At 73.9% G+C, this 8,772-nt stretch carries 10 protein-coding genes; 2 read left to right on the forward strand and 8 right to left on the reverse strand.

Features of this window, described 5'->3' with window-relative positions:
* Positions 1-53: 53 nt before the first annotated feature.
* From ACWGL3_RS16160 to ACWGL3_RS16170, 3 genes are all read right to left on the reverse strand, one after another.
* Positions 54-887, reverse strand: coding sequence for a MetQ/NlpA family ABC transporter substrate-binding protein (locus ACWGL3_RS16160; protein ID WP_267945236.1), 834 nt, complete (start codon positions 885-887; stop codon positions 54-56).
* Positions 888-1,252: 365 nt separating this feature from the next.
* Positions 1,253-3,646, reverse strand: coding sequence for a lysylphosphatidylglycerol synthase transmembrane domain-containing protein (locus tag ACWGL3_RS16165; protein ID WP_452461475.1), 2,394 nt, complete (start codon positions 3,644-3,646; stop codon positions 1,253-1,255).
* An 87-nt stretch (positions 3,647-3,733) separates the two neighbouring features.
* Positions 3,734-4,468, reverse strand: a complete 735-nt coding sequence (locus ACWGL3_RS16170; protein WP_267945238.1) for a TetR/AcrR family transcriptional regulator — start codon at positions 4,466-4,468, stop codon at positions 3,734-3,736.
* 123 nt (positions 4,469-4,591) lie between these two features.
* On the opposite strand from ACWGL3_RS16170, the gene ACWGL3_RS16175 reads away from it, so the two are divergent.
* On the forward strand, positions 4,592-5,548 hold the full coding sequence (locus ACWGL3_RS16175) for an NAD(P)-dependent alcohol dehydrogenase (RefSeq protein WP_267945239.1): 957 nt from the start codon (positions 4,592-4,594) through the stop codon (positions 5,546-5,548).
* A gap of 60 nt (positions 5,549-5,608) precedes the next feature.
* Here ACWGL3_RS16175 and rpmF read toward each other — a convergent pair whose 3' ends face one another.
* From rpmF to ACWGL3_RS16200, 5 genes are all read right to left on the reverse strand, one after another.
* Positions 5,609-5,779 (reverse strand): 50S ribosomal protein L32, encoded by a 171-nt coding sequence (gene rpmF, locus ACWGL3_RS16180; RefSeq protein WP_267945240.1) that lies wholly within the window; start codon positions 5,777-5,779, stop codon positions 5,609-5,611.
* A gap of 69 nt (positions 5,780-5,848) precedes the next feature.
* Positions 5,849-6,097: a type B 50S ribosomal protein L31 gene (locus tag ACWGL3_RS16185; RefSeq protein ID WP_267945241.1), complete on the reverse strand. Its 249-nt coding sequence runs from the start codon at positions 6,095-6,097 to the stop codon at positions 5,849-5,851.
* Between the two features lie 79 nt (positions 6,098-6,176).
* Entirely contained in the window at positions 6,177-6,341 is a 165-nt protein-coding gene (rpmG, locus tag ACWGL3_RS16190) for a 50S ribosomal protein L33 (RefSeq protein WP_267945242.1), read from the reverse strand.
* Between the two features lie 726 nt (positions 6,342-7,067).
* Positions 7,068-7,805, reverse strand: a complete 738-nt coding sequence (locus ACWGL3_RS16195; RefSeq protein ID WP_267945243.1) for a YqeB family protein — start codon at positions 7,803-7,805, stop codon at positions 7,068-7,070.
* The gene (locus tag ACWGL3_RS16200; protein WP_267945244.1) at positions 7,802-8,050 is read right to left on the reverse strand and encodes a hypothetical protein; all 249 of its coding nucleotides are present in this window, start codon (positions 8,048-8,050) and stop codon (positions 7,802-7,804) included. Before ACWGL3_RS16200 ends, ACWGL3_RS16195 begins: the two co-directional genes overlap by 4 nt.
* Before the next feature lie 65 nt (positions 8,051-8,115).
* Here ACWGL3_RS16200 and ACWGL3_RS16205 point away from each other — a divergent pair, with 65 nt between their 5' ends.
* Positions 8,116-8,733 carry a TetR/AcrR family transcriptional regulator gene (locus ACWGL3_RS16205; protein ID WP_267945245.1) on the forward strand — a complete coding sequence of 206 codons (618 nt, stop codon included), beginning with the start codon at positions 8,116-8,118 and terminating at the stop codon, positions 8,731-8,733.
* The last annotated feature ends 39 nt before the right edge of the window (positions 8,734-8,772 follow it).

Here is an 8,772-nt window from a genome sequence, read left to right on the forward strand (position 1 = left end):
GGTGGGACGGCCGTGCGGGTGCGCCTCCGGACGGGGTGCGCGGGAGGCCGGGATCAGCCGGCGGTGACGGGGATGACGCTGCCGGCGTACTCCTCCTCGATGAACGCCGCGGTCTCCTGCGAGGTCAGCAGCTCCACGAGGGTGGCCACGCGGGGGTCGTCGGCGTTGTCGGCGCGGGCGGCGAGGACGTTCACGTACGGGTTGCCCTCGACCTGCTCCAGGAGGATGCTGTCCTCCTCGAAGTCCAGGCCCGCCTCCTGGGCGTAGTTGTTGTTGACGATCGCGGCGTCCACGTCGTCCAGCGAGCGGGGCAGCTGCGCGGCCTCGACCTCGCGGAACTCCAGGTCCTTCGGGTTCTCCTCGATGTCGGAGAGCGAGAAGGTGGCCTCGTCGACGCCCTCGGCCAGGGTGATCAGGCCGCCCTCCTCCAGCAGCAGGAGCGCCCGGAACTCGTTGGTCGGGTCGTTGGGCAGCGCGACCTCGGCGCCGTCCTGCAGGTCCTCGACCGCGTCGACCTTGTTGGAGTACAGGCCCAGCGGGGGCAGGTAGATCTCCTGGACGGAGACGAGGTCGGTGCCGTTGCCCTCGTTGAACTCGTCGAGGAAGGGGGCGTGCTGGTAGAGGTTGGCGTCCAGCTGCCCCTCGTCGAGGGCGGCGTTGGGGGCGATGTAGTCGGAGAACTCGACGATCTCCAGGTCCAGCCCGGCCCCGGCCGCCAGTTCCGCGTCGACGAACTCCAGGATGTCCCCGGCGGGGACCGCCGTCGCGCCGACCACGAGGGTGTCCTCGCCGGAGGCGGCTTCGGAGGCGTTCTCGGACGGGGCGCCACAGGCGGCCACCGCCAGGAGTACTGCGGTGGCGGGGACGGCGATGGCGGTGCGGCGCATGAAGGGGATCCTCACGGGTGCGGTGCGGTGGAGGGAACGGGACGGACCCGACCTGCCACCAGAATTTCCTATTTTCCCGATCTTAATTGAGGATTACCCCCGCCGACGCCCGCCAGTGACAAACGGCACATGATGGGATCACTCGCCTGACCTGCCCGAACCGCTCGTCTCCGGGGCCGGGGCCGCGGTGTTCGACCCCCTCGCCCCGCGCCGGGACAGGAGTCCCGCCGACAGACGGGGAGGGACCGGGGGCCGCGCACCGCCCGCTCGCACGGGCCCTGTCCTCCCAGGTTAGCGGCGCCGGCCACCGCGCCCCCGCCCGCCCCCGGCGGGGCCGGGCGCGCACCCCGCCGCAATCCTCCCGGTCAGATCGCCTCACGGCGCTGGAGGTGGCTGAAGGCCGCCCAGCCCGGCAGGACCGGGAACCAGAAGGTCAGCAGCCGGAACAGCAGCACCGCGGGAAGCGCCACGGCCGCGGGCACGCCCGCCACGGCCGTGAGCCCTCCGATCAGCGCGGCCTCGACCGCACCCAGGCCGCCCGGGGTGGGCGCGGCCGAGCCGATCGCGTTGCCCGCCAGGAAGACCACGGCGACCGCGACCAGGCTCACCCGCGTGCCCGGGTCGGTGAAGGCCGCCACCGAGGCGTACAGGCACAGCACGAACCCCACGGTCAGCAGCAGCGTCCCCCCGAACCCCAGGAGCAGGGAGGACGGGCTCTGGAGCATGTCCAGCAGCCGCGGCAGCACCCCCTGCAGGTAGGGGCGGGTCCGGGAGGCGATCGCCCGGCGCATGCGGGGCGACAGCAGGACCACGGCGACCACCGCGGTCCCCGCGATGCTGATCCCCACGACGGTCGGCGAGGGGGTGAAGCCCGTCCAGTACGAGGCGCCGGTGAGGTAGGCGCACACCAGCAGCAGCGGCACGTGGATGAGGAACCCGACCAGCTGTGTGAGGCCCACGGCCGACAGCGCCAGCGCGGCGGGGGCTCCCGCCCTGGTGACGAAGCGGGTGTTGACCGCGATGGACCCGAGCCCGGCCGGGGCGGCGATCCGCACGAACGAGGCCGCGTACTGGACCATGACCGTGCGCCACCAGGGCAGCGGGACCGGCACGAACCCGACCAGGATCATCGCCGCGGCGACCATGCACACGGTGGACATGACGAAGGCGGCGGCCGCCCACGCCGGGTCGGCCTGGCCGATGGTGCTGAAGTCGACCCCGGTCAGCTGGTAGAGGAGCACCAGTCCGACGGCGGTCGCGACCACGAAGCTGACGATCGTGCGGGGCCGCATGCGCTCCAGGCGGGCCGGTTCGGCGGGCGCCTCGGGGGCGGTCTCGACCATGCGCTCACGCAGCCGGCCCAGGAGCCCGCGGTGCGCGCGCAGGCCCGAGCGCAGCGGGTAGGGCAGGCCGGCCGGTTGCAGGAAGGGCAGGATCGCCGCCGTGGCGGGAACCCCGAGGGAGCGCACGGCCGAGTCCACCGCGCGTTCGGCGCCGACCCGCATCGCCAGCAGGGTGACCATCGCGGCGTGGTCGAGGGAGATCCTCATCTGCGGTGCGGCCACCGTGCCCCGGTCGATGCCGGTGAACCCCGCCCTCTCCGGGGCGGCCCCCAGGATCCCGACCGTGGCCCCGCTGAGCCCGCCGTGGGCGATGCGGTGGCGGTGCAGGGTCCCGAGCCCGTTCCAGCACAGGTCGAGGACGTCGTCGGTGAGGGCGTCGTCGTCCAGGTCCTCCAGGGGCAGGGAGCCGGGGGGTTCGCGGACGAGGACGACGGTGCCGGGGCCGAGTTCGCCCACGCCCAGGACCCGGGGGACGGTGACGCCGGCGTTCCGGGCGGAGTAGCTCATCAGCGCGGCGTGCTCGGCCCGGCGGCGCACGCCGTAGAGCATCCGGGGGGCGACCGGTCCGCGCAGGAACACCAGGTCGCGCAGGCGCCGCCAGAACCCGGAGGTGTTCTCGGAGCTGAGCACGGTGACCTCGACCCGGCCGCCGTCGTCGAGCTCGGCCAGGTGGCGCGGGTTGCCCTCCCGGTCCTCGCCCGCCCGGGCGACGGTGGTCGCGGTCATGCCGAACCGTTCCAGCTCGGCGCGCAGGCGCCGGTCGTCGGCCGGGGCGGGAGCGCCCGCGCCGATGGCGTAACGGGCGAGGAAGGCGCAGGTCAGGCCGACCAGGACGGTGAGCACGAGGGCGAGCAGGCTGGTGACCCCGGCCAGGAGGGCGCAGACCGCGACGGCGGTGTTCCCCGCCCACAGGACGGAGCGGGTGCGCGGCAGGCCCGTGGGCATCGTGCGGATGAAGGCGAGGACCGCGGCCACGTAGCCCAGGGTGGCGCCGGTGAAGACGTCGTCGGGGGCGGGGGTGAGGGGGTTGGGGACCTGGCCGGGGCTGATCAGGGTGGCCAGGGCGGCGTTGATGAGGGAGGCGAGGACGTAGGCGGCGACGCCCGAGGCCATGGCGCGCGCGAGGTCCCGGGGCCTCCCCGTGAACAGGGTGCGCAGGACCACGTAGCAGACCAGGACGATGATCACCAGGTTCGCGCCCACCGCGACGAACAGGAGCAGGCCGGAGGGCATGATCGATCGGAGCCGGTCGGGGTCGGCCGCGTCGCCGCTGTCGGTGGCCACGCGGACGGCGAGCATGATCGCCGCCACCAGCAGCAGGCCCGCCGTGCCCAGGAGGAGGTCGACGGGTCTGCGCGGTGTGCGCGCGGTGCTGGGGTCCGGGACGGGGGCGTCCGGGGCGGTTCGGGTCGTCACGGGTCCAAGCCTGCCCGACCCGCGGGGATTCGGATGCCAGGGGTGGGGGCGTTTCGTACGTCCGGTCGGGGCGCGCCCCGGTCGGCGTCAGTCCCCCGGCAGCCGGTACAGCTGGCCCAGTCCGATCGGGGGCACCGGGGGCAGCTCCCCGGAGCCGCCCGCGCTCTCGAAGGACCGGAGCATGTGGGCGACCAGGCGCCGCGAGGCCGCCCGGGTCGTCTCCGGGTCGGATGTGACGATGCCGCCGTTGGCCAGGAGCACCAGGACGATGTCCTCCCGGGCGAAGTCGGCGCGCAGCCGCCCCGACTCCTTGGCCCTGCGGATCAGCTCGTCCAGGCCGTGTTCGACGTGGACGCGCCGCTCGTCGAAGCCGTCGGAGTCGGGGAAGGCCGCGAGGAAGGCCTCGGTGAAGCCCTTGTCGGCCGCCTGCATGGCGCACACCTCCGTGAGCACCGTGCAGAAGGCGCGCCAGGGGTCGGGGTCGGCGAGCGCCTCGTCGACCAGCCCGGCGCACTCCGCCATCTCGTCGGCGAAGACCTCGGCGACCAGGGTCTCCCTGGTCGGGAAGCGGCGGTAGAGGGTCGCCGGCCCCACCCCCGCCCGGCGTGCGATTGCGACCATCGGCACGTCGATCCCGCGCTCGGCGAACGCCGCCCGGGCGGCCTCCATGATGCGCCGGCGGTTGTGCCGGGCGTCGGACCGCAGGCCCCGGCCCGCGATCGGGGGTTCGCGCACGGCGGGCGGCTCCGCCCCTGCGCCCGAGGGGTTCTCCGCGACGCGGGCGGCGCCGCCGGGCTCCATCCGAGAGGTCCGCTCTGCCATGCCTCTCACTTTACGGCAAACGGATGGTGCTGTCCGTTTGGCGCGTTAGCGTGGAGAGAAAGCGGACGACCCTGTCCACATAAGGCGGGGAGTGTGTCCTCCGCACATCCGAAGGAGTGGGCAATGGGATCGGCGAGCCTGATGAGAGCGGCGCTGTACGACGGGTACGGCCCCCCGGAGGTCCTGTACGAGGGCCGGGTCCCGGCCCCGACCGCCGGCCCCGGGCAGCTGCTCGTGCGGGTCCACGCCGTCAGCGTGAACGGCGGCGAACTGCTGCTGCGCTCGGGCGGGCTTCGGTGGGTGGCGGGCCGCTCCTTCCCCAAGAGGGTCGGCATGGACTTCACCGGCGAGGTCGCGGAGACCGGGCCGGGCGCCACCGGCTACCGGGTGGGCGACCGGGTGTGGGGCCTGCTGCCGAGAATGGGGTTCGGCAGCGCGGCGGAGTACGTGGCGGTGCCGACCCGGCAGGTGTCCCTGGCACCGGAGGGCATCGACCTGGTCGAGGCTGCGGCACTGCCGGTCGGCACGACCTCGATCACCGCCCTGCGCGACAAGGCCCGCCTCCGGAGCGGCGAGCGGGTGCTCGTGCGCGGGGCGAGCGGCGGCGTGGGCAACACCACGGTTCAGATCGCGAAGGCGATGGGCGGGCGCGTCACCGGGCTCGCGTCCGCGCGCAACCTGGACCTGGTCCGCGAGCTCGGCGCCGAGGAGGCCTTCGACTACGCCGCGACCCCTCTGGCCGATCTGGGGAGGTTCGACGTCATCGTCGACAGCGCGGGGTCGGACCTGCCGGCCCTGCGGCGGCTGCTGGCGCCCGGCGGGCGCATGATCGGGCTGTCCTTCGACTCGGCGGCCATGGTGGGCTACGTCCTGGCCTCGTACGTGTTCGGTTCACGGCGGGTGCGGTTCTTCAGCGGCCAGCCCCGGCACGCGCTGTTCGCCGATCTGACCCGGTACGTCGAGGAGGGCGCCCTGCGACCCGTGGTGGACACGGTGCACCCGCTCTCGGACGTGGCCGCCGCGCACCGGGCGCTGGAGGCCGGGGGCGTGCGGGGCAAGCACATCGTCCGGGTGGTCTGAACACGGACGCCGCCGCGCCCCGGGGCGGCCCGGCGTGCGGCGGCGGTCGTCGCGTCCCGCTCAGGCGGGCGGGGAGAGCAGTCCGCGCCGGTAGGCGCGGACGAGGTTGCGCGGCACCAGGTACTCGCGTCCCCCCAGGGTGACGCGCACCAGGTCCGGGGTGGTGGCCTTCCACTGGGAACGGCGCGTGCGGGTGTTGGAGCGCGACATCCTGCGCTTGGGTACGGCCATCGGCCCTGTCCTCGTCGTTGTCGTGGGGTGGGTCGGGCGGCGGGGCGCTCGCCCCGCCGCGGTCGGGCGTCAGCCCTTGCGCTGGTAGCGGCGCTGGAAGCGCTCCACGCGTCCGGCCGTGTCGACCACCCGGGCGTTGCCGGTGTAGAAGGGGTGGCTGGCGCTGGAGATCTCGACGTCGATCAGCGGGTAGGTGTTGCCGTCGCTCCACTCGATGGTCTTGTCGCTGGTGGCGGTGGACCTGGTGAGGATGGAGAAGTCCCCCGCGCGGTCGCGGAAGACGACGGGCCCGTAGGCGGGGTGGATTCCGGGTTTCATGCGTGCCTCCTGGCGGTGTCCTCGGCGCCGGCCCCGGTCGGGGCCGGGGCGCGGCGGCTGTGCGGGCGGCCGGGCCGGGTCAGCGCTCCTCGCGGAACTCGACGTGGCGGCGGACCCGGGGGTCGTACTTGCTCAGGGTGAGCCGGTCGGGTGTGTTGCGCCGGTTCTTGCGGGTCACGTAGGTGTAGCCCGTGCCCGCAGTGGACTTGAGCTTGATGATGGGGCGTACCTCGTTGCGTGCCATGGATGCCTCCTCGGGGTCTCACGCCTAATAAGCCAATGATAACCGTTTTCATTCCCGGATCGACCGCTCCGATGACGACGGGCCGACCGGCGGGAGGCGGCGCACGGCGGACTCGCCGCACAGCGGCCGCCACCGGCGCCCGTGGGGCCTTCCGCCCCGGCCACGGCGGAGGGCACCTGACAAGCAGGACAGAGGGTGACTTTTCGTAGCGACGAACTGCGGAGTGTCACCGGCGCGTGGTACTCAGGTTCCGTCTTCCCCTTCCCTCGGCACCCGGAGGCTTCTGTGACCGCACGCAACTTCAAGGGTCAGTTCTCGTCATGGCCGACCACGGCCTTCCTCGTCTTCTGCGGCGTCCTGCTCCTGGCCATGATCAACGACTGAGGAGCAACCGTGGTCGTCTCCGGACCCTGTCCGTACTGCAGGCGCAGGATCGGCTCTCCCGCGCACGGGCCGCGCGGCAACCACCGCATCGGCGAGGGGGTGCGAGAACCGGCCCGGTCGGCGCAGGGGCCCGGCACCGGGCCACCGCACCGCCCCGGTCCCCGGGAAAGCCCCGGCCCCCGGGAGGCAGGAGCCCGGGGAACAGCGCGACTCCAGGACGGAGCGCCCGACCCCCGGGAAGGGGGGAGGCCTCCGCCGCGTTCCCGCCCCTGAAGCGTCCGGAGGGCGCGCCGGGCGCGCCCTCCGGCTCCGGCAGCCCTCCGCTCCCCCGTCGGGCGCGGGTCAGCCCTCCCCCACGGCTCCGCGCCGCACCGGGCGCCAGTACTGCCGCTTCCCCTCCTCGCGCACGACCACGCCGAGCCGGGCGAGCTCGCCGCGCAGTTCCGCGCAGTCGTCCGCGTCCCCGGACTCCAACGCGGTCCGGCGCGCCCTCAGGACCGCCTGCGCGTGCTGTTCGAGGCCGGGCATCCCGTCCACCCAGCGCTGGAACTCGTCTGCGTGCGGGTCTCCGTCACGCCACCGGTAGCCGTGCGCCTCGAAGGCGGCGCGGAGGCGCCCGGCGCCGTGGTCGGTGCGTTCGCGGGCGGCTTCGGCGGTGTCCGGGCCGAGGACGACCAGGTCCTTGCCGTCCAGGAAGACCGTGCCGACACGGTCGCGTCCGATCTCCGGCCCCTTCCCCCCGCGGGTGATCCGCACGCCCCCGTCGCCGACCTCCACCACGACCATGTCGCCGTAGGACAGCAGCGCCAGCAGCGCGCCGGCCCCCAGGCCGACGGCGCTCAGGACGGCGGTGAGGACGGGTCCGTCCAGCCCGGCCAGGAGGTCGACCTGCTCCCGGCCCGGCACCATGGGAAGCGCGTGGACCCACTCCGGAAGCGCCGCCAGCCACCCGGGGACCATGGACAGGACCCAGCCCGCCGCCGCCCCGAGCAGGGGGAAGCACGTCCACAGCAGCACGTGGGCCACCGCTCCGTCGCGGACCACGGTCGGTCGGTTCGTCGCCTGCTCGGCCCTGCTCATGACGCCTTCTCTCGGGTTCGGTCGACGACGGCTCGCCCGTCGCGCAGTACCAGGGCGACCCGGCGCAGCGCGCCGAGGTCGGTCAGCGGGTCCCCGCGCACGGCGAGGAGGTCGGCGGCGCGGCCGGGTCCGGCCGCGCCGACGCGGCCCTGCGAGACCAGGACGGTGCGGTCCCGTCGTGGCGTGAGCGGGGCGCCCACGAGCACCGTCGCTCCGGTGAGGGCGAGTACGCGGTCGTTCTTCACGGGGTTCCGAGGTCCTCTCCGCCGGTGTTCGCCATGATCCTAGTTGAGCATATAGGTTTCTATTCATGCAACCAGTCGACAGGACGGACGGAGACCGGTCCTTCATCGAGGACGCCCGCCGCAGGCAGATCGTCACGGCGGCGATCGCCGCCATCGCCGAGGAGGGGTACTCCCGCGCCTCCTTCGTGCGCATCGCCGCACGGGCCTCGATCAGCCCGGGGCTGATCACCTATCACTTCAAGACCAAGGAGAACCTGATCAGAGAGGTCCTCGGCCACATCGACGCCCGCCTGGACCGCGCGATGGAAGGCGGACCCGAACCCCTGGAGGGCTTCGAGGACGGTCTGCGCCGGATCGTCACCGGCCACGTCACGTACTGCGCGAGCCACCCCCAGGAGATGGTCGCGCGCCGGGAGGTGCTCTCCGCCGCGCTCCCGCCCGCGCTCCAGGAGCACGTCGCCCGGGGGAACGAGGCCGGCCGGGCCGAGCTGGTCGGCTTCCTCACCGAGGGGCAGCGCCACGGGGAGTTCCGCCCCTTCGACCCCGAGGTCTTCACCGACGCCCTGTTCGCCGCGCTCAGCTCCGCCCCGCGGTCCGTGGCACGGCGCCCCGCCGAGGAGCACGGGGCCTACGCCCGCGAGATGGCGGACCTGTTCGCCGAAGCGGCCACCGGGCGGGGGTGAGCCGCAACGGCGGAGGCGCCGCGGGGGTGTCCCCACGGC

This window comes from Nocardiopsis sp. NPDC055824 (assembly GCF_053616335.1).

Bases quoted from the DNA above. Each gene is read 5' to 3' on its own strand.
- ACWGL3_RS16205 (WP_267945245.1), top strand. From the start codon at position 8,116: ATGCAACCAGTCGACAGGACGGACGGAGACCGGTCCTTCATCGAGGAC.
- rpmF (WP_267945240.1), bottom strand. From the start codon at position 5,779: ATGGCCGTACCCAAGCGCAGGATGTCGCGCTCCAACACCCGCACGCGC.
- rpmG (WP_267945242.1), bottom strand. From the start codon at position 6,341: ATGGCACGCAACGAGGTACGCCCCATCATCAAGCTCAAGTCCACTGCG.
- ACWGL3_RS16185 (WP_267945241.1), bottom strand. From the start codon at position 6,097: ATGAAACCCGGAATCCACCCCGCCTACGGGCCCGTCGTCTTCCGCGAC.
- ACWGL3_RS16195 (WP_267945243.1), bottom strand. From the start codon at position 7,805: ATGAGCAGGGCCGAGCAGGCGACGAACCGACCGACCGTGGTCCGCGAC.
- ACWGL3_RS16160 (WP_267945236.1), bottom strand. From the start codon at position 887: ATGCGCCGCACCGCCATCGCCGTCCCCGCCACCGCAGTACTCCTGGCG.
- ACWGL3_RS16175 (WP_267945239.1), top strand. From the start codon at position 4,592: ATGGGATCGGCGAGCCTGATGAGAGCGGCGCTGTACGACGGGTACGGC.
- ACWGL3_RS16170 (WP_267945238.1), bottom strand. From the start codon at position 4,468: ATGGCAGAGCGGACCTCTCGGATGGAGCCCGGCGGCGCCGCCCGCGTC.